Raw genomic sequence first — 24,539 nt, 5'->3', positions numbered from 1 at the left:
GTGCTGCCGGGGTGCAATTCGCTGTTCTCTGTGCCGGAGGTTTCCTGATGTTTGAAGTACGGGATCTCACCATCGCCCAAGGGGAACGCCCACTCTGGCAGGGGTTGTCGCTGACGGTGAACGCGGGCGAACGGCTCGGCCTCTCTGCCCCAAGCGGTTATGGCAAGACCACGCTGGGGCGGGTATTGGCCGGTTGGCAACCGGTTCGGGCTGGTGGGCAGATCCTGCTTGATGGGCAGCCGGTGCCTGAGCAGATAAAAGGCTACAACCCCATCCAGCTGGTGCCCCAGCATCCGGAACTCACCTTCAATCCCTATCGCACCACCGGCCAGGCGCTCTGGGATGTGTGGCGCCCCGATGACGCCATGCTGGCCCGCGTTATGGTCAAGCCCGAATGGCTCAGTCGTAAACCCGGTCAGCTCTCCGGTGGCGAGCTGGCCCGTATCGCCCTGCTGAGGGCGCTCGATCCCCGCACCCGTCTGCTGATTGCCGACGAGGTGACTGCACAGCTGGATCCGCAAATTCAGCGTCAGCTCTGGCAGGAGCTGATGCACGAGTGCGAGCAGCGCGGGCTCGGCATGCTTGTCTTCAGTCACCAGCAGGCATTATTGCGCCAGGTCTGCCACCGGGTGCTGCGCTTTGGGGAGATGCTGCCCGAATCTGGGGATCTGGCCGAAAGCGCGGCTTGAGAGTTGGTTCCCCCTCATCCCCAGCCCTTCTCCCGCGAGGGGAGAAGGGAGCAGATGGTTCCCTCTCCCAGGGGAGAGGGCCAGGGTGAGGGGGGCGAGTATGAAACGCTGGCCATTTTGGACAGATAGCACGGCGGGCAAGATTCGCAGATAAAAGAGAGGGAGGCATCAGCCTCCCTCTTTTGCTATCCGCCGTTGGTAACGGCATTTAACCGGTTCTGGTTCAGGCACTGGCCAGCCAGTTGAGCCAGGCATCCATCCCTTCACCCGTGGTGGCGCTGACCTGGATCACCTGGATATAGGGGTTGACCCGTTTGGCGTTCTCGATGCAGCGGGCCACGTCAAAGCTGACGTAGGGCAGCAGATCAATCTTGTTGATCACCATCAGCTGGGCGGCGGCAAACATGTCCGGGTACTTGAGGGGCTTCTCTTCCCCCTCGGTGACGGAGAGGATCGCTACCTTGTACTTCTCGCCGAGATCGAAGCTGGCGGGGCAGACCAGATTGCCTACGTTCTCGATAAAGAGGATGCCCCCTTGATTGGTGGGCAGCTGGTGGCAGGCGTCGTGGACCATCTTGGCGTCCAGATGACAGCCTTTGCCGGTGTTGATCTGCACGGCAGGGACGCCGGTGGCGCGGATGCGATCCGCATCGGCGCTGGTCTGCTGATCCCCTTCGATCACCGCGCAGGGGCGCTTGTCGGCCAGTTGGCGCAGGGTTTCACACAGCAAAGTGGTTTTGCCTGAACCCGGGCTCGACACCAGATTCAGCACCAGTTGGTCGGCAGCTGTGAAGTGTTCGCGGTTGTGGGCGGCCAGGGCGTTGTTCTTGGCCAGCACATCCATCTCGATGGCGATCAGCTGGCGCTGCCCCATGCCGGGCACCGACAAACCCGCTTCCCCTTTGCCGTAGTGCAGATCACCCTGCTGATGGTCATGGTCATGGTCATGGTCATGGTCATGGCTGTGGTCATGGCTGTGGTCATGGCTGTGATCATGGGGATGCGCGTGGGAATGGCCGTGGTCATGAGAGTGGGCATGATCATGATGATGGTTGTGGGGGTGATCATGACTATCATGGTTCATCGGAGCCCGCACCCCGTGGTAGTGGTGGTGGACATCCCCCTGATGGTGATAGTGGTGATGAATGATCAGGGTGCGCGGCGCGCTCTGCTCGTGGTCATGATGGTGATGGGCGTCATGAGCATGATGATGGCCATGTTCATGGTGGTGCTCATGAGCGTGTTCATTGTCGTGATCGTGTGGGTGAGCATGGTCGTGATCATCTTGATGGCCGGCGATCCGCGCCTGGCCACATCCGCATACGCTACACATATCAACTTACCTCGATGTCGGTGATGCGCAGGCTGTTCCCCTGCGCGACTCGTAATTTGTATCCGCCACACTCGGGGCAGGCCTGCCCGCGCTCGGTGAGGGTGACAGTCTGGTTGCAGTCGTAACACCAGGCCTCTGCCGCCTGGTGCTGAAAGTGCAGTTGGGCCCCTTCGACGGCAGTGCCCTTGGCGGCCGCCTCGAAACAGAAGGCAATGGTGTCCGGGTCGACGCAGGAGAAGCTGCCGACCTCGAGCCAGAGGGCGGTCACCTTGGTAAAGCCCCGCTGGGTGGCCTGTTCGGCCGCCAGATCGATGGCGGCCATGGCCAGAGACATTTCGTGCATGGTGGCTCCTTAACCGATATGGGGAGGAGCAGTGACTCCTCCCCCTAATTGGGAAAACGGCATATGGTTGAACGGCATGGCCGCTCAACAGATCCGCGGCAGCAGTTCTCCTTGCGGCAGCTCCAGATAACGGCGGCTGCCCCAGGGATTATTGAGGATCACCTTGTGGCGATCGCTCGCCTGCACCACGCCGATCTGGCTGGCGTCGGGGTTGAATTGCCGCAAGATACTCAGCGCGTCCTGTGCCTGTTCGGCAGGCAGGGCCAGTACCATGGTCCCCTCGTTGGCGAGATCATGGGGCTCGAAACCGTAGAGTTCGCACAGGCCGCGCACCGGATCGCACACCGGAATGGCGGACTCCTCCAGCTCGATAGCCACCTGGGAGGCGGAGCTCCACTCGTTGAGCACGGCGGCAAGGCCACCGCGGGTGGCATCGCGCAGGGCGTGAGGGGTAATGCCTGCCTGCAGCAGCGCTTCGACCTGCGGCCAGAGGGTGGTGCAGTCGCTTTTGAGATCAGATCCCAGCTGCAGGGCGTCGCGGGCCATCAGGATGCAGGCGCCGTGGCTGCCGATATCCCGCGACACCAGAATGGCGTCACCGGCCTTGAGGTTGCGCACCGAGATGCCCCGGCTCTGTTCGGGCAGGGGGAAGGTGCCGACCCCGCTGGTGTTGATAAAGATCTTGTCGGCGGCCCCCTTGGGCACCACCTTGGTGTCGCCGCAGACGATGCGGGCACCGCTCTTGGTCAACTCTGTCGCCATCGATTCGACGATACGGGCGAGATCGGCGTAGGGGAAGCCCTCCTCGATGATAAAGCTGCAGCTCAGATACTCGGGCTTGGCCCCCATCATGGCGAGATCATTGACCGTACCGGCGATGGCCAGCTTGCCGATATCGCCCCCCTCGAAGAAGAGTGGCGAGACGGTAAAGCTGTCGGTGGTGAAGGCAACGGGGCCCTCTACCGGCAACAGAGCGGCATCTTCACCGCGCAGCAGGATCTCGTTGCCAAATTGGCGAAAGAAGAGCTGGTTGATCAGCTGGTTCATCTCGACGCCACCGCCACCGTGGCTTAACTGGATTTCTCTCATCGTTCCTGGATCCCCATATAGCGGTAGTAGGCATTGCAGGCCCCCTCGGAGCTGACCATGCAACTGCCCATGGGCTGGGTCGGGGTGCAGCCCCGGCCAAAGACTTTGCACTGGTTCGGTTTGGCCAGCCCGCGCAGGATATCGGCACACTGGCACGCCTTGTGATCATCGATGGGGGTCTCACTAAGTTGAAAGTGGTGCTCCGCATCGCGCTTGGCAAACGCATCGCGCAGGCGCAGGGCGGAGGCGTTGATATCCCCCAGACCTCGCCAGCGAAAGTGCTCGCGGGTCTCGAAAAAGCGCTCGACCAGCCGCTGGGCGGCTTTATTGCCACTGGCGGTGACGGCGCGGCTGTACTGCACCTCCAGGGCGTAGCGACCCTCCACCTTCTGGCGCACCATCATTAGCAGCGCCTCCATCACATCCACCGGCTCGAAGCCGCTCACCACCACCGGCACCTGATAGCGCTCGACGATGGGCAGGTAGATATCGGCGCCGGTGATGACGCTGACGTGGGAGGGGCCGATAAAAGCGTTCACCTTGGCCACCCCGTCGGCCATCACCGCATGAATGGCGGGGGGCACCAGCACATGGTTGATATGAAACAGCAGGTTCAGGGCCCTTTGCTCTTCAGCGGCAGCCAGCAAGGCGGCGGTCATGGGGGTGGAGGTCTCGAAACCGATGGCAAAGAAGACCACGGTTTTCTCCGGGTTCTCACGGGCGATGCGCAGGGCATCGAGGGGATCATAGACCGGGCGGATATCGCTCCCCTTGGCCCGCTGCTGGGCCAGCGTGCCCTTGGAGCCCGGCACCCGGATCATGTCCCCCAGGGTAACCAGAATGACGCTGGGCTGGCTAGCCAGCTCGATGGCTTGATCGATGCGCTCTTTGGGCATGATGCAGACCGGGCAGCCGGGGCCGTGGACAAACTCGATGCTGGCCGGCAGCAGCTGTTGCAGGCCGTACTTCATGATGGTGTGGGTATGGCCGCCACACACCTCCATGACCCGCAGCGGCTCGGGCAGATCTTTGGCCAGTTCATTAATTTGGGCGGCGAGGGCGCGGATCACCTCGGGCTGACGAAAGCCCTGAAACAGGTCATTCAAGGTCAGCATGGCAAGATATCCTGGTTGGGCATCAGGGCCACCATCTGGCGGAAGCTCTCCAAGCTGGCCTGCGCCTCCTCTTCGTCAATCTTGCTCATCACAAAGCCGATGTGGAGCAGCACATAGTCGCCCACCTGGAGGGGCTCTTCGAGCAGCATGCAGCTGACGCGTCGCTGCACCCCCAGGGTATCGACAGTGACGCAGTTATCTTCGGGGTGCAGCTGCACTACCTGAGAGGGGATGGATAGACACATGGATTTCAGGACTCCGACACGGTGGCACAACCGGTTGTGACAGGCTGATGCGTGGCAAGATGGTGGATGGCAAACCAGAGCTGACCGGCGGCGATGCCGCCGTCATTGAGCGGCAGGGTTTCGCTGGTCAATACCTGATGCCCCGCGAATGTCAGGGAGGGTACCAGCTGATCCATCAGCACCCGGTTTTGAAACACGCCGCCCCCGAGCGCCACCGGATAGCCGGGGAAGCGCTCGGCCAGGGCAACCACCAGATTGCTGATGGCGCGGATAAAGCCGGCGGCCAGGCTAGCGGTGGCGGTGCCTTTGCGCCGCTCGCTGACAAGGGTATGGATCAGCTCGGCCCACTCGATGTGCAGTGGCCCCTCTGCTGATTGGCTCAGATCAAAGGCGAGGGGGAAGGGCAATTCATCGGGGGCCAGCTGCAAGGCGGCTGCCTCCAGCAAGAGTCCCGCTTCTCCCTCGTAATCGGGGGTATCGATCACCCCCAACAGCGCCGCCACCGCATCGAACAGACGGCCGATGGAGCTGGTATGGGGGGCGTTGCGGCCGAGATGCCAGAGCTGGTGCAGGTTGCTGATCCGCTCGGGTGACAACTTGTTGATCAACGGCATATCGAGGGCGCTGATCTGCTCAGGACAGTGCGATTCAAACAGCAGCCCCAGCAGCTGGCGCACCGGTTCGCGGATGGCTGCCTCGCCGCCGATGAGCTTGAAGGGGGCAAGGTGGGCAACACGCGTAAAGCCCTGAACATCTGCGATCAGCAGCTCGCCGCCCCAGAGGGTGCCGTCATCGCCAAGGCCGGTGCCATCGAAGGCAACCCCCAGCACCGGGCCCGTGATGCCGTGCTCGGCCATCACAGCCAGCAGGTGGGCGTGATGGTGCTGTACCTCAAGATGGGTCGCACCCTGATCGCGGCAGTAATTCTTGGCCCACTGATGGCTGAGATAGCCGGGGTGGCAGTCCGATACCAGCAGTTCGGGCTTGAGATCGTAGAGATCGCGAAAGGTCGCCAGGGTCTGCTCGAAGTGGCCCTGCATCGGCAGGCTGTGCAGATCGCCGATATAGGGGCTGTAGATGCGCTGACGACCGAAGGCCAGCGCCAGCTGGTTCTTCTGCTGCGCCCCGACCGCCAGCAGCGGCACCTTGACAGCCTCTTGCAGGCTGGGAGTGCAGGGGGCATAGCCCCGGGCCAGCCGCAAAGTCTGGCGTCGCCCGCCCGCCCACTGCACCAGACTGTCGTCGCAGGGGTGCAGGATGGGGCGGTTGTGATCCAGGATGCCGTCAATCTCGCCCCCGAGTTCCCTGACCACCGCCTCGCATTCGATGAGGATCGGGCTGCCGCGACCATTGGCGCTGGTGGCTACCAGCGGCATGGCGCAGGCATCCAGCAGCAATTGGTGCAGCGGGGTATAGGGGAGCATGACGCCAAGGTAGGGGATGCCGGGGGCGATCCCCTCGGCCAGCGGCGCGGCTGGTTGCCCAGTTTCTGAGTGCCGATCATCGTTGGTGCGCTTGCGCAGCAGGGTAATGGGTCTGGCCTGAGAGGCGAGCAGGTTCCACTCTTCTTCGCTGCCGGTGACATGCAATTTGGCTTCGGAAAGGGAGCCCATCATCACCGCCAGCGGCTTGCGCGCGCGCCGCTTGAGGGTTCGCAACCTGGCCACACTCCGTTCATTACGGGCATCACAGATCAGGTGATAACCCCCCATCCCCTTGACCGCGATAAGCTTGCCCGTTTGCAGGGCGTGGGCAGCCATTTGCAGGGCATCCTCGCGCTCGGCCAGCGCATCGCCGTGGCCTGAGCGCCAGCTGAGATGGGGCCCGCACTCGGGGCAGCTCACCGGCTGGGCGTGGTAGCGTCTGTCCAGCGGGTTTTCATAGGCCGAAGCGCAGCGCGGGCACATGGCAAAACTCGCCATGGCGGTATGGGGGCGATCGTAGGGGAGGCGGCGGATGAGAGTGTAGCGCGGGCCGCAGTGGGTGCAGTTGGTAAAGGGGTAGCGATGGTGGCGATCCGCGGGGTTGGCCACGTCCGTGGCGCACGCCTCGCACATCCCCTGATCCGGCGAGATGGCGACCGTGGCGGCGCTCTGCTGCTGGCTGGCTTTAATTCGAAACTGGCCATCGTAGTCGGGATCATGAGCGAGGGGCAGTTCTCGCTCGCTGAAGTGATCGATGCGGCTAAGTGGCGGCGCCAATTCCCGCAGCTCGCGGGCAAAGCTGGCCAACTGCTCGGGGGAGCCTTCGGCACCTATGGTGACGCCATTGGCATCGTTCAAGACATAACCGGCAAGGCCGTGGCGTAGCGCCAGCCCATAGACGAAGGGGCGAAAGCCGACCCCCTGCACGATACCGTCGATATGAAATGCGCGGCGCAATCGGGTAGCAGCACGATTGGGAGAGATAGAGGGGGCGGTAGCGGCGCTCATGCCAGCTCCATTTCATCTTGAGTCTGTGGCAAACGCAGTACCCGACGCTCGTTCTCCTCGCGTCGCACCCAGCCATCCATCTCCATCCGCAGGCAGAACGGAATGGCGTATTTACGCGACAAACCGGTGATCTCCTTGAAGGATGCCATGTCGATCAGATCTCCCACCTGCTGGCCCGCCAGCACGGCGGCGACCATCTGGTTGTAAAGGGCGGCATCGTAGTAGATGGGGCCCTCGAGTTGCACCAGATACTTGAGCCGTGCCAGATTGCGCAACTGCTTTTGCAACGCGCCTTTTTGTTGCAAGCCCTGCTGCAGGGCGGCGGGCAGCTTGCGGGTGATAAAGGGATCCAGCGCCACGCCGCCGGGGCCCAGTTTACCGGGCTCGTACCCCTCCTTGCCTTGATCTCGCACCACCTTGAGCACCAGCTGCGCCTCTTCCCCCAGATCATCTTCCGATTCGCCGCTGCCCGGTTGCCACTTGTCATGGTGCAGGCGGATCAACTGCTCGCTTTTGAGCTGCTGGAGCAGGGCATGCGTGACCGGCAGGGCGATGCCAAAGCGGGTCGCCAGTTCCGCTGTACTGAGCGGTTCGCTTTTCAGCGTGGCGAGCAGCTGATCGCGGCTCTGGGCCAGCCAGCTGTTATCCAGCAGCCAGTCACCGAGGGGGGTGACTTGTTCGGGTTGCTGCTCAAAGCGGCTGGCCAGTACATAGCCGTTGAGCCCCAGTTGCAAGGTGGCCGGGTTGTAGCGCTCGAGCTCTTCAGGCAGCTCGCCCAGCAGGGCGTGCAGCGCCTTGCGTCTGGCGGGGTGGATGTCGCCACACCAGGCGATGCGGGCACCGTGCAGCAGTTCACTGCTGCCGTGACGAATGATGGCGAGCGGCTGGCCGAAAAAGCAGGGGATGGGGCTGGTAAAGATCAGTCGTGCCAGCCGGGTCTCTTTAATTGGTACAAAGCGTGCCCGGCCGTGCCAGCTGCCGAGGGCCACCTCGACCTCCTGCGTGCGTAGCGCCTTGGCGCTCAGGCTCTCGGCGTTGAGCCGCACGATAAGGTGGGTGGCCGCCTCGCACTGGCCAGCAGCGCTGGTCAGGCAGTGACCGCGGGCCACCTCCTTGTGGGGCACTTTTTTCAGGCCCACCGCCACCCGGCAGACGGCGCCGATCTCATCAACGCTCCGGTGATAGGCCTGCAGGGAGCGCACTTGCACCTCCCGATCGGCGGGGTAGAGGCGCAGCTTGTCCCCCACCTTGAGGCTGCCCTGCTGCAGGGTGCCGGTGAGCACGGTACCGGTGCCGTTGGCGGTAAAGACTCTGTCCACATACAGTCGCGGGGCGCTCAGCTCGCGGGCTGCGTGCAATGTTGGTAGAACGGCAAGCTGGCCCACTATGGCGGCGTGCAGGGCAGCCATATTGGCGCCGGTTTTTGCGCTGACGCTGACGATGTCGGGCACTATGCCGCTCTCGTCCATCACCCGCTCCAGCAGACTCTCCTCAAGGAGTGCCAGCTCGTCGGGCGCTACCAGATCGCACTTGTTGATGCAGATCAGCAGGCGCGGCACCCCCATCGCCTTGAGCAGGCGCAGGTGATCGCCGGTCATCGGCATCCATCCCTCGTCGGCGGCAATCACCAGCAGCACCAGATCCAGACTCCAGAGCCCCGCCACCATATTGCGGATATAGCGCTCGTGGCCGGGCACGTCGATGACGCCAATGGTGTTGCCCTGACCGTCATCGAAGTGGGCAAAGCCGAGATCCTGAGTCATGCCGATGGCCTGTTCATGGGCGCGGGCGGTGATGATGCCGGTGAGGGCCTTGACTAGCAGAGTCTTGCCGTGATCCACGTGGCCGGCAAGACCGATAACGGCGCGATAGGGGGTCATGGGATCAGGGCTCCTCGGTCGCAGTGATCGGTGTGGGCAGCAGCAACGCTTTGAGTTGGGCGATCAGCAGATCCATTTCCGCTGGCAGCAGGGTCGCCATATTGAGCAGCACCTTCTGCTGGCGCACGGTGGCAATCACCGGCACCGGCAGTTCCCGCAGCGCATCGAGCAACGACTGGGCGGGGCGCGGGTCGGTGCACTCCAGCGCGGGCGCCGGGTAGAACTCGTCCGGCAAGGTGCCACCGCCCACCACCAGCTGGGCGGGGACCGGCACAAAGCAGCCGGGCAGGGCGGCCATCAGCTGGGAGGCTCTCGCCTGCATGGCTGCCGGGTTGCTCAGGGTGCGCTGGGCAATTCCTTCGCCGACGGGGGACTTGTTGAGCTTGTGGATGAGCAGCCGTTCGAGCAGGGAGTAGACGATGCGGCTTGGGCGGAAGGTGCGCATCATGGGGTGTTTTTCCAGCCGCTTGATGAGATCGCTGCGGCCACTGATGATGCCCGATTGCGGCCCCCCCAGCAGCTTGTCGCCGGAGTAGCAGACCAGATCCGCCCCCGCCTTGAGGTACTGGCGCACCGAGGTTTCGTCCGGTGCAAACTCCTCAGTGGTCAAGCCAGAGCCCTGATCCACTGCCAGCACCACCTGCTCGGGCAGGGCGCGGGCCACCTCGCCGATATCGGGGGATTCGGTAAAGCCGCGAATGGCGAAATTGGATCTGTGTACCATCAGCACCAGCGCGGTCTGATCGGTGATGGCATCAAGGTAATCTTGGGCTGTGGTGATATTGGTGGTGCCCACCTCCACCAGTTTGGCGCCGGAGAGCGCCAGAATGTCGGGAATGCGAAAGCCGCCGCCAATCTGGATCTGCTCACCGCGCGAGACGATCACCTCGCGCCCCTTGGCCACCTCCTGCAGCAGCAAAAAGAGCGAGGCGGCGTTGTTGTTGACCACCAGCGAATCCTCGGCCTGGGTGAGGCAACGGAGCAGGGGAGCGATCAGCCCCTTGCGCCCGCCGCGTTTGCCGGTGGCGAGATCCAGCTCCAGATTGTTGTAGCCGGTGTTAAGGTCACGCACCTCGTCCCACAGCTCGCTACAGAGCGGCGAACGCCCCAGATTGGTGTGCACCAGAGTGCCGGTGGCGTTGATCACCCGGGTCTGACGCTGGCGCAACTGCTGCTGGCAGCGCTTGGCAATCAGCGCCTCGAGCTGCTCGGGGACGACGCCATGCTGGCGAAACGCTTCGCTCTGGCGCAGCTCGCTGAGGGTCTCGCGCACCGCCTGAGTCACCAGCGGGCGGCTCAGCGCCTCGATAAACCCGGCGAGAAAGGGTTGTTGCAGCAGCTGTTCTACTTGCGGCAAGCGGCGCGTGTGTTGCTGGCCGGGCTGTTGCTGTGAATCTGGTTGTGAGTCGTCGGCAGCCGTACCGGATGCGGGCTGGCTGTGGGGGATGGCTGGCGCGTGAGACGAGTTTGGCATGGGATTACCAGTGCAGTGCGTGGGTTTGAGATGCGCACCGATTTGCCGATAGAGAGGCCGAGCTGACGGGTTATGGCACTGCTGGCGATTTGCGGATGACTGCAAATTGGGTGCATCAATGAGCGGGTATAAATTAATGCTTCATTAATGCTTGTAAATTAATTTTTGGCCAGCGAGATAACCTGTGTTCGGATTATATTGGCAAGCGGCAGGCACCTTTTACTAAGGTATTCTTTCAAACATATTGAATCAGCGATAAAAAATAACAATCAAGCAGATAAACATCAGCGAGATGGTATGTATTCAATAGATAAAATTGGCGGAAGAGGCAGGAATCGAACCTGCCAAAGCCTTCTCGGCTCACATCGGTTTTGAAGACCGAGGAGGCCACCAGACCCCATCAACTTCCGTAACGGCCGCCATTTTGTGGCAAATTTCTGTGACTGGCAACGCTTTTTTTGTGATAAAAAAGCGAGGGTTAGTGATTTTTTGAAAAAACGGCAGAACCTTGTTTTATATCAAATCCCGAACGATTAGCCCGATGTTGTTAATTTAACATCGGGCCTCGAACAGCTTGCCTACATCGTTGATTTTAACAGTTGTTAACAACTCGATAAATAATCACCGGTTGGCGTTGGCAATATTCCACTGATCAAGTTTCTCTATTAACAAGCCGGTATCCTTGGCGGCATCAAGATGCTGATAAAGATAATCCATCGCCCCGCTCACCATCTCGGTCATCGGGAAGGAGAACGCAACGATGGCCGGTTGCACCCCGACAAAGATCACCTCGGGCACAAAGGTCTTGAGATCGTCGATCAGGAAGTTGAGCGGCATATTGTGGGTCGAGAAGATAAACATCTCGGCGATGGTTTCGGGGGGGATCACCTGCAGGGTACCCGCCTTTTCGCCGATCTCGGCGGCATCCACCAGCACTACCCGCGCCGGTTGCAGCTCCCGCACCTTGTAGACCATATTTTCCGGCGCGATGCCGCCGTCGATATGGATCCAGCTGGGCAGGGGGCGGCTTGCAGCTTGTCTGCCAGATAGGGGCCGGCACCGTCGTCCCCCATCATGGCATTGCCTACGGTCAACACGAGATTGCAGCCCATCAGCGGCTCCTTACCATCAGGTACATATGGGGGTCGTTATAGAGGGCGGTGAGCTGATCCATAAAGATGTTGGTCCAGCCCAGCTCCTGTTCATCGAGCCCCCCTTCGGCTTTGCGCAGCCGGTCGAAGGCGCAGGCCAGCATATGGCAGTGCTCGCGATAGATGGTGATCTCGCCAAAGGTGAGAAACCCCTCCATCTTGCGGCGCGCTTCGCTGCCAGCGGGCAGCTTGGCCACCCAGTCGCGATAACCGGTCAGCGAGCAGACCAGGTCTGCTCGCAGGCAATCGACGATGCCGAGGTGGTGGCCGATGGCGAGGCTGTAGTACATCACCTCTTTGGCCTCTTCCGGCACGTCGAACTGCTCGTCAACAAACTTGCGCGAGAGGCGATAGAAGAAAACCTCGTCAGCCATGCACCGCCTCTCCCTTGCCAGCTGCCCGGTTAAGGCAGGCGTTAGCCAGGTTGTTGACGATCTCTGCCAGGCGCGGGTCATCGTGCTGATCGAGGTAGCTCTTGATGCGCAGATCCACATCCTGCTGGGTGGCTCCTTCGAGCAGTGCCATGAACTCGTCGGCGATGATCCGCCCTTGCCGGTAACCGGCCATGCGGCGCGCTTCGCGTTCGATCATCACCCGGATTTCATTGGGGATGCCGGTGTGGCGCAACTCGACCCGCTCACCCGGTTGCACCTCGTGGCTGGTGGCTTTGAGTTTTTGCTCAAGCAGACCGAGCGCCACGGCAAAGCCATAGATGGTTGCCGCCGGTGTCGGAGGGCAGCCGGGGATATAGACATCCACCGGCACGATCTTGTCGGTGCCGCCCCAGACGCAATAGAGGTCGTGGAAGATGCCGCCGTCACAGCCACAGGCGCCGTAGGCGATGCAGATCTTGGGATCGGGCGCCGCCTCGTAGGCGCGCAGGGCCGGCACCCGCATCGCCCGGGTCACCGCGCCGGTAAAGAGCAGGATGTCGGCGTGGCGGGGGGAGGCGACCACCTTGATGCCGAAACGCTCGGCATCAAACAGCGGGGTGATGGTGGCGAAGATCTCGATCTCGCAGGCGTTGCAGCCGCCGCAATCGACCCGGTAGACATAGGCCGAGCGGCGAATGTCTTTGAGCAGGGTTTTCTTGAGTTTGGTGATCTCGGGATCCTGTGCCAGCGGCACGGCGCGGGTATGGGCATGGCCGACAACCGGTTCTATGCCTTTGATCTTGCTCATCACATCCACTCCTTTTGTGCGGCCATCGGTGTGGCTATCGGTGTGATCAGGGCCGAGTCAGGCTGGCTCAGCATGCTCTGTTTTCGTTTGCAATCGGGGCAGTGGTGCAGGCGCTCGGGATGCGCCAGCGGGGTGGCCGCTTGTACCAGGGTGTCCTCCACCAGTGCCACCAGCTTGCTCGGGGCAAAGTAGGTGCCGCACAGGGTGCAGGGGGCCAGCGCGAAGCGGGCCTCCTCATAGAGATCCGCCTTGTTGGTTACCGCCAGCTCGAACTCGGGGGAGAGCGCGATGGCGCGGGTCGGGCAGACCTCCTCGCAGCGGCCGCAGAAGATGCAGCGCGCCATGGAGATCTCCCAGCGTCGTTCGCCGGTCTCCATGTCCACTTCCATCACCAGCGCGTTGGCCGGGCACGCCTTGGTGCAGGCCGCGCAGGCGATGCACTGATCCGCCTGATATTTCGGTTTGCCGCGAAAATCCCGGTTCACCTCGTAAGGGGCGAAGGGGTATTTGGCGGTCGGGGTGCCAGCCCTGAGGATGGTCTTGAACAGCTTGATCATGATGACCCCTTATTTCAGCGGAGAGTTTTTGCGGTCGATGCCGTAGCGCTCGATCTCCTTGTAGGAGACCACGGTGGATTTGCCCTTCTTGGGGTCGACCAGGGTGACCCGGTCGGTGCAGGAGTAGCAGGGATCCAGACTGCCGATAATCAGCGGCGCATCGGCCACGGTATTGCCGCGCAGCATGTAGCGCAGAGCAGGCCAGTTGGCGTAGGTGGCGGCGCGGCAGCGCCAGCGGAACAGCTTCTGGTTGTCCCCGGTCATGCTCCAGTGGACGTTCTCGCCGCGGGGCGCTTCGGTAAAGCCCAGCGCAAACTTGCCCGGCTGGTAGGTGAAGCCTTCGGTGAGCAGTGGCCCTTCCGGCAGGTGCTCAAGACCAAATTCAATCATGTCGAGGGAGTCGTAGAGCTCGTGGATGCGCACCAGCACCCGGGATTGCACGTCGCAACCCGCCTTGGTCTGGATCTCCATCGGCAGCTCGCGGTAGCCGGCAAAGTCGTGGACCCGGCGCACGTCGCGCTTGAAGCCACTCGCCCGCACCATGGGGCCGACGCAGCTGAAATCGCGGGCAATTTGCGGGTCGAGCTTGCCGATACCGATGAGGCGGGAGGAGATGTTGGCGGTATCCAGCAGCATGGCCACCAGGGGTTTGAGCTCATCACGCAATTCGCGCACCAGCTGGGCACCCTTGATGCGATCTTCCTTGAAGATGTCGCGGCGTACCCCGCCAATCAGGTTGAGGCCGTAGGTCTTGCGGGCACCGGTGAGCAGCTCGGCCAGGGCCATGGATTTCTCCCGTACCCGGAAGAACTGCATGAAGCCGGTGTCGAAACCGGTGAAGTGGCTCGACAGGCCGATGTTGAGGATATGGCTGTGCAGGCGTTCCACTTCCAGCAGCACGGCGCGGATCATCTTGGCCCGCTCCGGCACCGGAATACCCATGGCGTTCTCCACCGAGGTGGTGTAGGCGACGCTGTGGGTAAAACCGCAGATGCCGCAGACCCGGTCGGTCAGGAAGGCCACTTCGTTGTAGCCCATCCGGGTTTCCGCCAGCTTCTCCATGCCGCGATGGACATAGAAGAGGCGGTAGTCGGCATCGATGATGTCTTCCCCATCGACGAACAGACGAAAGTGCCCCGGCTCGTCCGAGGTGATGTGCAACGGGCCGACCGGCACGATGCGGTTGGCATCACTGCCCAACTCGTTGACGAAGGGGTAGGTCTCGGTGTCGGTGGTGGGCATCGGGCGCTGGCGGTAATCCATGGCGTCCTTGCGCAGCGGGTGGATATCCTCCGGCCAGTCATCCGGCAGTACCAGACGACGTTCGTCCGGCAAACCGATGGCGCGCAGGCCGTACATGTCGCGGATCTCCCGCTCGCCCCACACCGCCGCCGGAATGGTCGGGGTGATGGAGGGGTACTCCTGGGTATCGGCATCTACCAGCACTTTGACGGTGATCCAGCACTTGGTGTCGCCCTCCATGGAGAAGACGTGGTAGACCGCGAAGTGGCCGTTGAGGCTGCGCTCGTCATTGGCAAAGGAGAGCGGAAGCCAGCCCCCCAGCTGGTGGAAGAGCAAACTGGCCGTCTCGACCAGACTGGTGGGTTTGACGGTAATGGTGGCCTGATCGGCGGTTTGCCACTCCTCGTCGACGATGGCGTGGGGCAGTTGTGCTCGCACCTGCTGGATGTAGTCGCAGCCGATGCGATCCGAAATGGCGATGGTCATGCAGTTCTCACTTTAATGTTCGGGAATGAGCATTCACAAATGATGAAATCGGAAAAAGTTGCTGTGCTGGCGGGCATGATTCAGATCCCAACCAGATAGGCGAGCAGCGCCAGCAGGGCCAGCCCCAACCCGTAGCGGGTGAGCTTGTGGGTGCGCACGAACTGGGTACGGGCCATGGCGTTTTCGATGATGCCGGCCAGCAAAAAGGCCACCAGCAGCTTGCAGGCGAGGATCAGCGCTGCGCCGATGAGCGCAGGCAGACTCCAGTTGGCCGCCTTGCCGAAGGGCAGGAAAATCACCAGAAAGAGCTGCACCACCACCAGCTGCTTGAGGCCGATGGAGAGCTTGAGCAGGGCGAGACCCGCACCGGAATACTCGGTGATCGGTCCTTCTTGCAGCTCCTGCTCGGCTTCGGCGCAGTCAAAGGGCAGCTTGCCCATCTCGACAAACACCGCGAAGGCGCAGGCGGCGCCGGCCAGCAGGGTGGCGATCGGCGCGGCCAGTGGCTGGGTCGCCACATAGCTGCTGATATTGCCCAGATCCGAGCTGCCCACCATCATCGCCATGATGAAGCAGGCGAGCACCAGAATGGGCTCCACCAGAATGCCGAGGGTCAGTTCGCGGCGGGCACCGATCCCTGCAAACATGCTGCCGCTGTCGAGCCCCGAGAGGGAGAAGAAGAAGCGGAAGATGGCGAACAGATAGATGTCGGTGATGAGATCCCCGGCGATGGGGAAGGGGGACTCGTGAGTCAGGGTCGGCAGCGCCATCCCTACCAGCAAGAGGGCGGCGATGAGCAGCGCAGGCATCAGGTTGAAGATGATGCCGGCAGGCTCGGGGGTCACCTCCTGACGGCGCAGGAGCTTGGCGATATCCCGGTAATCCTGCAGCAGGCCCGGCCCCTGACGGGAGTGCATCTTGGCCCGCAGCACCCGGTTGAAACCGGTGGCGAGCGGCGCCAGCGCCAGCATGGCGATGGCCTGGGTCAGGGCGAGGGCAACCATGCCCCAGCTCGGCATTTCAAGAACAGGCATATCAGACTCCTACAGCCATCAGGATAAAGAGCGCCAGCACCACACCGTGCAGCAGCCAGCTGGTCGTCCCGCTGGTATCGCTCACCCCGTGCAGAGCGGTGGCCAGATCGAGCTGCGGCTGCTTGCGATAGAGCGGTGCGCAGAGCTGGCGCAAGGTGTGGGTGACACCACCAGAGGTGAGGCTCATGCGCTCCTCATAGGCGTAACCACAGGCCCACGGGGTGCCGGCGTGACGACGACCCAGCTTGGGCCCCTTGAAGATGGCCAGTACCAGCAGCGGAATGAGGAACAGACCCAGCAAGGTGATGGCAATAACGGGCGGGGAGAGGATCGCTTGTGAGCTGCCCTGCGCCAGCAGGGTCGCGCCGGTAGCCACGTTCATTTGACTGCTTACCAAGGCTTGGCCATAGCTGGCGATATGGGGGGCAATCCAGGGGGCGCCCAGACCCAGCACCAGACAGACGGCGGCCAGCAGCAGGGTGCCTGCCACCATGGCGCCCGGCACTTCGCGGGCGTGGCTCGCCTTCTCGCTGCGCGGCGCACCGCAGAAGCAGATGCCGTACACCTTGACGAAACACATCACCGCCATGGCGCCGGTCACCGCCAGCATCACGACCGCGAGCGGCGCGACGACGGAGGTGCCGAGTTTGGTCATGGAGAGCAGGGACTGATAGATAAACCACTCGCTGACAAAGCCGTTCAGCGGCGGCAGCGCCGAGATGGCCATGGCGCCGATCAGGAACGCCAGCGCGGTCCAGGGCATCAGTTTGGCAAGGCCCCCCATCTTGTCCATGTCACGGGTGTGAAGGCGGAACATCACAGAGCCGGTGCCCATAAAGAGCAGGCTCTTGAAGATGGCGTGGTTGAGCAGGTGATAAAGCGCACCGAGCAGCCCCAGCACCACCAGTGCCGGTTGCTGGTTGGCAATGCCGATCATGCCGATGCCCATCCCCATCAGGATGATGCCGATGTTCTCTACCGTGTGGTAGGCGAGCAGCCGCTTGAGATCGTGCTCGGCCAGTGCAAACAGCACCCCGAGCACCGCTGAGCAGGCACCGAAGATCAGCACCATGTAGCCCCACCAGAGCTGGCTGGCCCCGAGAAAATCGATGCTGACTCGCAAGATACCAAACAGACCCAGCTTCACCATCACGCCCGACATCAGCGCCGAGATATGGGAGGGGGCGACGGGCTCGGCCACCGGCAGCCAGCCGTGCAGCGGCACGAAACCGGCGCGCAGGCCAAAGCCGCAGAAGCTGAGCAGGAACACCAGGGATGCCAGGGCGCCCGCCAGATGGTGCTCACGCAGCGCGGCGAACTCCAGCGAGCCGGACTCGCGGCAGAGCAGCCAGAAGGCCACCAGCACCAGCGCCATGCCGATATGGTTCATTACCAGATAGAGGCGGCTCTGTTTGGCGGCCTCCGGGTTGGTCTTGACCAGCCAGTAGGTAGTGAGGGTCACCAGCTCGTAGCAGAGCAAGAAACCGAGCGCGTTGTCGGCCAGCACCATGCCCACCATGGCAAAGAGGAAGAGGTTCATCAGCGCGCCGATGGCCACATCCCCCTTGCCCTGATACTCGCGGATATAGGCAAAGGAGTAGAGGGCGACGGCGACGCCAACGGTGCTAATCACCAGCAGCATCAGCGCAGAGAGCATATCCAGATGCACCGAGCCCAGCAGCCAGAGTTGGCCGTCGACGGGTGCGCCTTGAGCAAAGGTCTGGAAGGCGGCGATAAGGCCCGCCAGTGAGCCCAGCAGGGCAAAGCCACTGTTGAGGCGGTTGGCCAGCGCGGGCTGCTTTTGCAGCAGCAAACCGGCGGCAGCGCCCAGCAAAAAGAGCAGGAGCGTGGCCATAACAAGGGGGGACAACATCAGCGGGCTCCCTCTGTGGTGGATAAATCGGATGCAGGGGTTGCCGTGGCAGGCGCCGAGAAGGCGGATGCCCCTTGCGGGTTGGTGTTGGCCGCTTGTTGGCGACGGATGCGCACGGCGCGCTCGGTGTCGCCGTCATTGACCAGCTTCAGCGCCTGGGAGGGGCAGGCATCGACGCAGGCTGGCCCGTCGGTGCGAAATTCGCACAGGTCGCACTTGACCGCGATGCTGCGCACGCCCGGCTCCCAACTCAGCAGATCCTCGCCAAAGCAGCGCAGGCCTGCGGAGGTGGAGGGGTTGCTGGAGCGAATGGAGCAGGGGATATAGGTGTCGTAACTGGTGGCCACGGCCACCGGACGGCTGCCGCCGCTCTGGATGGCGCCAAAGGGGCAGGCCACGGCACAGAGATTGCAACCGATGCAGAGGGACTCGTTGAGCTGCACGCAATCGCCGGTCTGGCGAATTGCCTCGACCGGGCACACCTTGATGCAGGGGGCATCGTCACAGTGACGGCACTGAACTGGCATGGTCGCCTGCTCGTGTCGCATAACGGTTAAACGGGGGGCTTGCTGCAAACCTTGCGCCTTGTGTACTTCACTGCAGGCCGCCATACAGGTGCCACAGCCGATACAAAGCTTGGGGTCAGCGATAACGAAGCGGTTCATAGCCTACCTTGTCGTGTCGCGAACGGAGAGAATAGGAGCAGGTTGGCAAAATACGGGCCATAATGATTATCGACCTGAAATGGCCGTCAAGATTATGTTTTAAAAGAGATTTAAGTCTCATGCTGCACCGTGGTGAGCGGGTCTAACTGTGTCGAAGTGTGATATTCGTCACTTATGACGAGGGACGGGAGAGGCTTCGTCACCCCCGAAAAAGGGCGCCTTTCATCGACAGGGGCTTCACGTATATCACGTGGCAGAGAGGGGATAATCCGCGGTCAGATGCCGGCATGAATCACTGCGCGCAGCCAATCCTGTTTGACCATGTCCTCTTGATATGAGACCGGTGGTTGTGATCGTCGGGCGGGGAGGTCCAAAGAGGACGCTGGGTTAACATGGCGGATGGGGATGTAGCGGAAATAAAAAAGCCAGCCGAATCATCGGCTGGCTGTGTTCAGCGGCAGGGATTAACCAATCAGCTGGAACAGGATGGCGGAGATAGCGATCATCCCCATTACGGCCACAAAGACGTTGCTGATCTGACCCTGATATTTCGCCATAGCCGGTACGCGCTTGATGGCGTACATCGGCATGATGAACAGGATGGTCGCAATGACTGGGCCGCCCAAGGATTCAATCATGCCCAGGATGGAGGGGTTGGCCACGGCGGTGCCCCACAGGGTCAGGATAAAGAAGGCGATGATGAACATCTCGATCTTCTTGGCATTCGGCTCTTTGCCGGAGTTGCGCATGTTCTGCTGGATCATCCCTTTCAGACCTTCACGGGCACCCAGATAGTGACCGAAGAAGGAGGAGACGATGGCCACGAATGCAACCAGCGGACCAAAGTAGGAGATGAGCGGGCTGGCATGCTGGTTCGCCAGGTAGGAGAGCACTGCGATGTTCTGGGCCTTGGCTTCAGCCAGCTGGGCCGGTGTCAGGCTCATCACGCAGGAGAAGACGAAGAACATCACGAAGCCCAGCAGTACCATGGCGGTGCGCTTGAGGATGGCATCGGTTTTCTCGACAGCACGCTCACCGTGCTCGCGGCGTTGGGCCAGGGAGAAGCTGGAGATGGCCGGGCTGTGGTTGAAGGAAAACACCAGTACCGGGATGGTCAGCCACAGGGTAGTGGCGAAATCCTTGGCAGAGGGTACTTGCTCCAGCGCGGCACCGGTCCAGTCAGGGATCAGGTACAAAGAGATACCGGCCAGAATGACGATGAGCGGGTAAACCAGGAACTCGGTCACTTTCAGCATCAGCTTTTCACCAGCGAGCATCACCGACATCATGCCCATGATCAGCACGATGGAAAGGATCCAGCGCGGCGGGGCCGTCATCTGCAACTGGTTGACCATGAAGCTCTCGACGGTGTTGGTGATGCCAACGCCGTAGATTAGCACGATGGGGTAGATGGCGAAGAAGTAGAGCAGGGTGATGAGTTTACCGGCGCCCACACCAAAGTGCTCTTCTACGACTTCGGTGATGTCCGCATTGGGCTTCTTGGAAGAAAGCACGAAGCGGGCCAGACCACGGTGGGCCAGATAGGTCATGGGGCCAACCAGCAGTGCCATGACCACCAGCGGCCAGAAGCCGCCCATGCCCGCGTTGATCGGCAGGAACAGGATGCCTGCGCCCACGGCGGTGCCGAACAGACTGATGACCCAAGTAGAGTCGCGTTTTTCCCAACGGGAAGCGTTAGTAGAGCGGGTTCCTTGCTCTGTTGACGGCGCAACTCCTTGTGTGCCAGTGATTGTGTTTGACATGTATCTCACCCCGAATGTGTGGTTCTTGTTAAGTCGAGGCAAGGATACGGTTTTTTTAATCAAGAATGTTGACCAGATTCATATTTATGGCACGAAAAACCACACTTCCTTATGAAAATGTGATCAAAACAAGAAAATTTCAATTTTTGTTTAGCGATTGGCACGTTATTTTAGTGTTAATGATTAAATATCGCACGACCAACTGTGGCTAAATTGTTATCTCGCAAGATGCTGGGCTAGTTGGTTGATCATGCTGGCGGTGGCCCCCCAGATAAAGTGTTGTTGCCAGGGGATCCAGTAGATGGTGTGCTGTTTTCCCCCTCTGGCAAGGGTCAGGGGGATGTGGTTGCGCCGATCCAGCAGATGGGTCAGCGGCACTTCGAAGGCGTGATCCACCTCATCCGGGCTCAAAATGAGGGGATAGTTGCCATCGAGTAGCCCCAGTACCGGCAGTACCTCGAATCGTGACACCGTATTGAGCGGGTTGAGGGTGCCGATCACTTCAATCAGGCGGGCCGGAATGCCGAGCTCCTCTTCGGTCTCCCGCAGCGCCGTGGCAATCAGGTTTTCGTCGCCGGGATCCTGTCGCCCGCCGGGGAAGCTGATCTGTCCCCCATGATGGCGCAGCCGGGGGCTACGCCGAGTCAGTAACACGCTGAGCCCCTCATCGCGCATCACCACCGGGATCAACACCGCCGCCGGGCTGAGCCCGCCAATGGCGAGGCGATGGGCCGGGGCGGGTTGCTGCAACAGGAAGCGGGTCAGCAGTTCGTGGCGATCCATGGCAGGGAGCTCTCCTGTGCGTTGCCTGATAGTGGGGACGGCTACAGTGCCGAGAGGGGGGGCAGGATACGGGCGATCTTGTCATAGGTCTCCTGATATTCGCTGTCGGCATCTGAGTCGGCGATGATGCCGCCACCGGCCCAGCAGTGCAGGCGACCTGCTTCGGCGATCAGGGTGCGAATACAGATACTGGTATCCATCCGGCCGTGCTGGCTGAGATAGCCGATGCTGCCGCAATAGGCATTGCGGCGTTGGGGCTCCAGCTCTTCGATGATCGCCATGGCGCGGATCTTGGGGGCGCCGGTGATAGAGCCTCCCGGGAAACAGGCACGCAGCAGATCGACCCCTTGCCAGCGTGCATCCAGCTCACCATGGATAGTGGAGACCAGATGATGTACCGCTGGAAACGACTCCACCGCAAAGAGATGAGGCACGCTGACCGAGCCGGGCCGGCTGACCCGACCGATGTCGTTGCGCAGCAGATCCACGATCATCAGATTTTCTGATCTGTCCTTGTCGGCCCGGGCCAGCTCCAGTGCGACTTGCCGATCGGTAGCCGGATCAGGATGGCGAGGGCGAGTGCCCTTGATGGGCTTGGTTTCGATATGGCGGCCATCGAGCAGCAGGAACCGCTCGGGAGAGAGGCTCAGTAGCGCACTGTCCGGCAAGCGGATAAAGGCCGAGAAGGGGGCCTTGTTGGCGCTGGCTAGCAGGCAATAGGCCTGCCACTCATCCCCCTGATAGGGGGCGCTGAAACGCTGGGTCAGGTTGATCTGATAGCAATCCCCTGCCGCGAGGTAGGCCTGAATGCGGGCAAACTTCTCGCCATATTCGGCGCGGCTCATATTGCTCTGCCACGGCCCCTGCAAGGCGAAGGGGGCGCGCGGGTTGGCCTGTTGCTGGTCGAGCCAGGCCAGCCGCTTGGCAAGGCCCGCTTCATCCCCCCAGTGCACCAGCTGCCAGTCACCGCTCGCTACATTGCGCAGCAGCGCCCAGTCGTAGATGCCCACCGCCATGTCCGGCACCCCGATATCGGCGGCGGCCTGCACCGGCAGTCGCTCGAAGCGGCGGCCCAGATCATAGCCAAACAGACCGAGGGCGCCGGCAATAAAGGGGAGGTGAGTTGCGCACAGATCCAATTCCCCCAGCAGTTGTTGCTGGGTGCGAGCCAGCAGGGTGAGGGGATCTTCGCTGTGTTCGCTGATATTCACCCCGACACGCAGAGTGGTGACCTGGCCACGGGTTTCGAGGGTGGCCAGCGGATCGGCGCTGATGATATCAAAGCCGTTGTCGGCGCCGAGTGGTCCCGCTGATTCCAGCAACATGGCCCACGGCTGATGTTGCAGGCGGGCAAAAAGCTGATGGAGTTCAGCACGATGGCCGAGATGATGGATATGCAGTGTTGGCGTCATTTTATGTTACACAGGCAACAGTTTAGTTTCCGAACCCTAGTCGGTGCTGGTGGGCAAGCGTATCATAGGTATCGGTGACTTAAGAAAAAACTGCCGTGTCGTTTGTTTTTTGCTGGTTGATCGTTGCTAGCCATCACGTCAGCACGGCCCATCATATGGAAGCCCTTGCTCTGCTTCGTGGCAGAGATAAGGACCAGTGAGGATGATATGAGCATTATAAAAAAACAGGATTTCATCGATTCTATCGCAGATGCCCTCCAGTACATCTCCTATTACCACCCGTTGGATTTTGTTCAGGCTGCCAAAGCGGCGTATGACCGCGAGGCTAACCCGGCCGCCAAAGATGCGCTGGCCCAGATCCTGATCAACTCCCGCATGTCCGCCGAAGGTCATCGTCCGCTCTGTCAGGACACCGGCATCGTGACCTGTTTCGTCAAGATCGGCATGCAAGTCCAGTGGGACAGCGACATGACAGTGCAGGAGATGGTGGATGAAGGGACCCGTCGTGCCTACACCAATCCTGACAACCCGCTGCGCGCCTCCGTGCTGGCCGATCCGGCCGGCAGTCGCAAAAACACCAAAGACAACGCCCCTGCCGTGGTCCATATCGACATGATCCCCGGCAACAAGGTGGAAGTGAGCATCGCGGCCAAAGGCGGCGGCTCCGAGAACAAATCCAAGATGGTGATGCTCAACCCCTCTGACGATATCGTCGAGTGGGTGCTGAAAACCGTGCCGACCATGGGCGCAGGCTGGTGCCCGCCCGGCATGCTGGGCATCGGCATCGGCGGTACCGCCGAGAAAGCGGCGGTACTGGCCAAAGAGGCCCTGATGGAGCACATCGACATTCAGGAGCTGATCGCCCGTGGTCCAAAGACCACCGAAGAGAAGCTGCGGGTCGAGCTCTACGACAAGGTCAACAAGCTGGGGATCGGTGCCCAGGGCCTGGGCGGCCTGACTACCGTGCTGGATGTGAAGGTGAAATCTGCGCCGACTCACGCGGCCTCCAAGCCGGTGGTGATGATCCCCAACTGCGCCGCGACTCGTCACGTTCACTTCGAACTGGATGGCTCAGGCCCCGCCGAACTGACTCCGCCGAAACTGAGCGACTGGCCGGAAATCACCCGTGAAGCGGGTGGCAACGTGCGCCGCGTCAACGTTGATGGCATCACCAAGGCCGAGCTGGCCAGCTGGAAGAGCGGCGATACCGTGCTGCTCTCCGGCAAGATCCTTACCGGTCGCGATGCCGCTCACAAGCGCATTGCCGACATGCTGAAAAATGGCGAAGGGTTGCCGGAAGGGGTCGATTTCACCAACCGCTTTATTTATTACGTTGGCCCGGTCGATGCGGTGCGTGACGAAGTGGTTGGCCCGGCAGGCCCCACCACCTCCACCCGGATGGACAAGTTCACCGATATGATGCTGGGTGACACCGGCCTTATCGGCATGATCGGCAAATCCGAACGTGGCCCGAAAACCGTCGAGAGCATCAAGCAGCACAAGGCCGTCTATCTGATGGCGGTGGGCGGCGCCGCCTATCTGGTGGCAAAAGCCATCAAGAAGGCCCGCGTAGTGGCCTTTGCCGATCTCGGTATGGAAGCGATCTACGAGTTTGATGTGGAAGATATGCCGGTGACCGTGGCGGTCGACTCCGAAGGCAACAATATCCACGAAACTGGCCCGGCCTACTGGTCTGCCAAGATTGCCGAGCTGGACGGCAAACTCTCCTCCTGAGTGACTGTCAGCGCGATCGTCTAGCGGCCGCTGTTATCTGACCAAGGCGCATCCTTT

Annotated in this window: 22 protein-coding genes and 1 tRNA gene; 3 read left to right on the top strand and 20 right to left on the bottom strand. The window is 61.4% G+C overall.

From position 1 onward, the window contains the following. Positions 1 to 47 precede the first annotated feature (47 nt). Positions 48 to 689 carry an ATP-binding cassette domain-containing protein gene (locus NMD14_10840; GenBank protein XEI31306.1) on the top strand — a complete coding sequence of 214 codons (642 nt, stop codon included), beginning with the start codon at positions 48 to 50 and terminating at the stop codon, positions 687 to 689. Positions 690 to 912: 223 nt separating this feature from the next. Here NMD14_10840 and hypB read toward each other — a convergent pair whose 3' ends face one another. After that, positions 913 to 1,773 (bottom strand): hydrogenase nickel incorporation protein HypB, encoded by an 861-nt coding sequence (hypB, locus tag NMD14_10835; protein XEI31305.1) that lies wholly within the window; start codon positions 1,771 to 1,773, stop codon positions 913 to 915. Between hypB and NMD14_10830 the strand changes: the two genes are divergently transcribed. Further along, entirely contained in the window at positions 1,660 to 2,046 is a 387-nt protein-coding gene (locus NMD14_10830; GenBank protein XEI31304.1) for a hypothetical protein, read from the top strand. The genes hypB and NMD14_10830 overlap by 114 nt on opposite strands. Here the strand turns inward: NMD14_10830 and hypA are convergent. The 19 genes from hypA to pabB form a co-directional block, all read right to left on the bottom strand. Then, on the bottom strand, positions 2,024 to 2,365 hold the full coding sequence (gene hypA / locus NMD14_10825) for a hydrogenase maturation nickel metallochaperone HypA (GenBank protein ID XEI31303.1): 342 nt from the start codon (positions 2,363 to 2,365) through the stop codon (positions 2,024 to 2,026). The genes NMD14_10830 and hypA overlap by 23 nt on opposite strands. Positions 2,366 to 2,449: 84 nt before the next feature. Then, a complete protein-coding gene (hypE, locus tag NMD14_10820) occupies positions 2,450 to 3,454 on the bottom strand; it encodes a hydrogenase expression/formation protein HypE (protein XEI31302.1) in 1,005 nt (334 codons plus the stop codon). After that, positions 3,451 to 4,569: a hydrogenase formation protein HypD gene (hypD, locus tag NMD14_10815; GenBank protein XEI31301.1), complete on the bottom strand. Its 1,119-nt coding sequence runs from the start codon at positions 4,567 to 4,569 to the stop codon at positions 3,451 to 3,453. Before hypD ends, hypE begins: the two co-directional genes overlap by 4 nt. Beyond that, positions 4,563 to 4,814, bottom strand: coding sequence for a HypC/HybG/HupF family hydrogenase formation chaperone (locus NMD14_10810; GenBank protein ID XEI31300.1), 252 nt, complete (start codon positions 4,812 to 4,814; stop codon positions 4,563 to 4,565). The genes hypD and NMD14_10810 overlap by 7 nt, the downstream gene beginning before the upstream one ends. A 5-nt stretch (positions 4,815 to 4,819) precedes the next feature. Then, positions 4,820 to 7,246, bottom strand: a complete 2,427-nt coding sequence (gene hypF, locus NMD14_10805) for a carbamoyltransferase HypF (protein XEI31299.1) — start codon at positions 7,244 to 7,246, stop codon at positions 4,820 to 4,822. Further along, the gene (locus tag NMD14_10800; protein ID XEI31298.1) at positions 7,243 to 9,126 is read right to left on the bottom strand and encodes a SelB C-terminal domain-containing protein; all 1,884 of its coding nucleotides are present in this window, start codon (positions 9,124 to 9,126) and stop codon (positions 7,243 to 7,245) included. Before NMD14_10800 ends, hypF begins: the two co-directional genes overlap by 4 nt. A gap of 4 nt (positions 9,127 to 9,130) precedes the next feature. Further along, positions 9,131 to 10,600 carry an L-seryl-tRNA(Sec) selenium transferase gene (gene selA / locus NMD14_10795; GenBank protein ID XEI31297.1) on the bottom strand — a complete coding sequence of 490 codons (1,470 nt, stop codon included), beginning with the start codon at positions 10,598 to 10,600 and terminating at the stop codon, positions 9,131 to 9,133. Positions 10,601 to 10,917: 317 nt separating this feature from the next. Continuing rightward, a tRNA-Sec gene (locus NMD14_10790) sits at positions 10,918 to 11,009 on the bottom strand. Positions 11,010 to 11,221: 212 nt separating this feature from the next. Continuing rightward, entirely contained in the window at positions 11,222 to 11,575 is a 354-nt protein-coding gene (locus tag NMD14_10785; protein XEI31296.1) for a hydrogenase maturation protease, read from the bottom strand. Positions 11,576 to 11,711: 136 nt separating this feature from the next. Continuing rightward, positions 11,712 to 12,125: a formate hydrogenlyase maturation HycH family protein gene (locus tag NMD14_10780; GenBank protein ID XEI31295.1), complete on the bottom strand. Its 414-nt coding sequence runs from the start codon at positions 12,123 to 12,125 to the stop codon at positions 11,712 to 11,714. Next, the gene (locus tag NMD14_10775) at positions 12,118 to 12,933 is read right to left on the bottom strand and encodes an NADH-quinone oxidoreductase subunit B family protein (protein ID XEI31294.1); all 816 of its coding nucleotides are present in this window, start codon (positions 12,931 to 12,933) and stop codon (positions 12,118 to 12,120) included. Before NMD14_10775 ends, NMD14_10780 begins: the two co-directional genes overlap by 8 nt. Then, positions 12,933 to 13,490: a formate hydrogenlyase complex iron-sulfur subunit gene (locus NMD14_10770; GenBank protein XEI31293.1), complete on the bottom strand. Its 558-nt coding sequence runs from the start codon at positions 13,488 to 13,490 to the stop codon at positions 12,933 to 12,935. The genes NMD14_10775 and NMD14_10770 overlap by 1 nt, the downstream gene beginning before the upstream one ends. A 9-nt stretch (positions 13,491 to 13,499) precedes the next feature. Beyond that, positions 13,500 to 15,218 carry a hydrogenase large subunit gene (locus NMD14_10765; GenBank protein XEI31292.1) on the bottom strand — a complete coding sequence of 573 codons (1,719 nt, stop codon included), beginning with the start codon at positions 15,216 to 15,218 and terminating at the stop codon, positions 13,500 to 13,502. A gap of 80 nt (positions 15,219 to 15,298) precedes the next feature. Next, positions 15,299 to 16,252 (bottom strand): NADH-quinone oxidoreductase subunit H, encoded by a 954-nt coding sequence (locus tag NMD14_10760; protein ID XEI31291.1) that lies wholly within the window; start codon positions 16,250 to 16,252, stop codon positions 15,299 to 15,301. A gap of 1 nt (position 16,253) precedes the next feature. Further along, a complete protein-coding gene (hyfB, locus tag NMD14_10755; GenBank protein ID XEI31290.1) occupies positions 16,254 to 18,125 on the bottom strand; it encodes a hydrogenase 4 subunit B in 1,872 nt (623 codons plus the stop codon). Next, the gene (locus tag NMD14_10750) at positions 18,125 to 18,790 is read right to left on the bottom strand and encodes a 4Fe-4S dicluster domain-containing protein (GenBank protein XEI31289.1); all 666 of its coding nucleotides are present in this window, start codon (positions 18,788 to 18,790) and stop codon (positions 18,125 to 18,127) included. Before NMD14_10750 ends, hyfB begins: the two co-directional genes overlap by 1 nt. 464 nt (positions 18,791 to 19,254) lie before the next feature. Then, positions 19,255 to 20,553 carry a serine/threonine transporter gene (locus NMD14_10745; protein ID XEI31288.1) on the bottom strand — a complete coding sequence of 433 codons (1,299 nt, stop codon included), beginning with the start codon at positions 20,551 to 20,553 and terminating at the stop codon, positions 19,255 to 19,257. Between the two features lie 216 nt (positions 20,554 to 20,769). Next, positions 20,770 to 21,336: a CoA pyrophosphatase gene (locus NMD14_10740; GenBank protein ID XEI31287.1), complete on the bottom strand. Its 567-nt coding sequence runs from the start codon at positions 21,334 to 21,336 to the stop codon at positions 20,770 to 20,772. A 41-nt stretch (positions 21,337 to 21,377) separates the two neighbouring features. Then, positions 21,378 to 22,661, bottom strand: coding sequence for an aminodeoxychorismate synthase component I (pabB, locus tag NMD14_10735; protein XEI34748.1), 1,284 nt, complete (start codon positions 22,659 to 22,661; stop codon positions 21,378 to 21,380). A 294-nt stretch (positions 22,662 to 22,955) separates the two neighbouring features. Between pabB and NMD14_10730 the strand changes: the two genes are divergently transcribed. Next, complete coding sequence (locus NMD14_10730; protein XEI31286.1) at positions 22,956 to 24,482, top strand: fumarate hydratase; 1,527 nt, start codon at positions 22,956 to 22,958, stop codon at positions 24,480 to 24,482. The last annotated feature ends 57 nt before the right edge of the window (positions 24,483 to 24,539 follow it).

It is taken from the genome of Aeromonas veronii, assembly GCA_041319085.1.
Lineage (GTDB): Bacteria > Pseudomonadota > Gammaproteobacteria > Enterobacterales > Aeromonadaceae > Aeromonas > Aeromonas veronii_F.
This window is presented reverse-complemented; position numbering and strand designations above follow the sequence as displayed.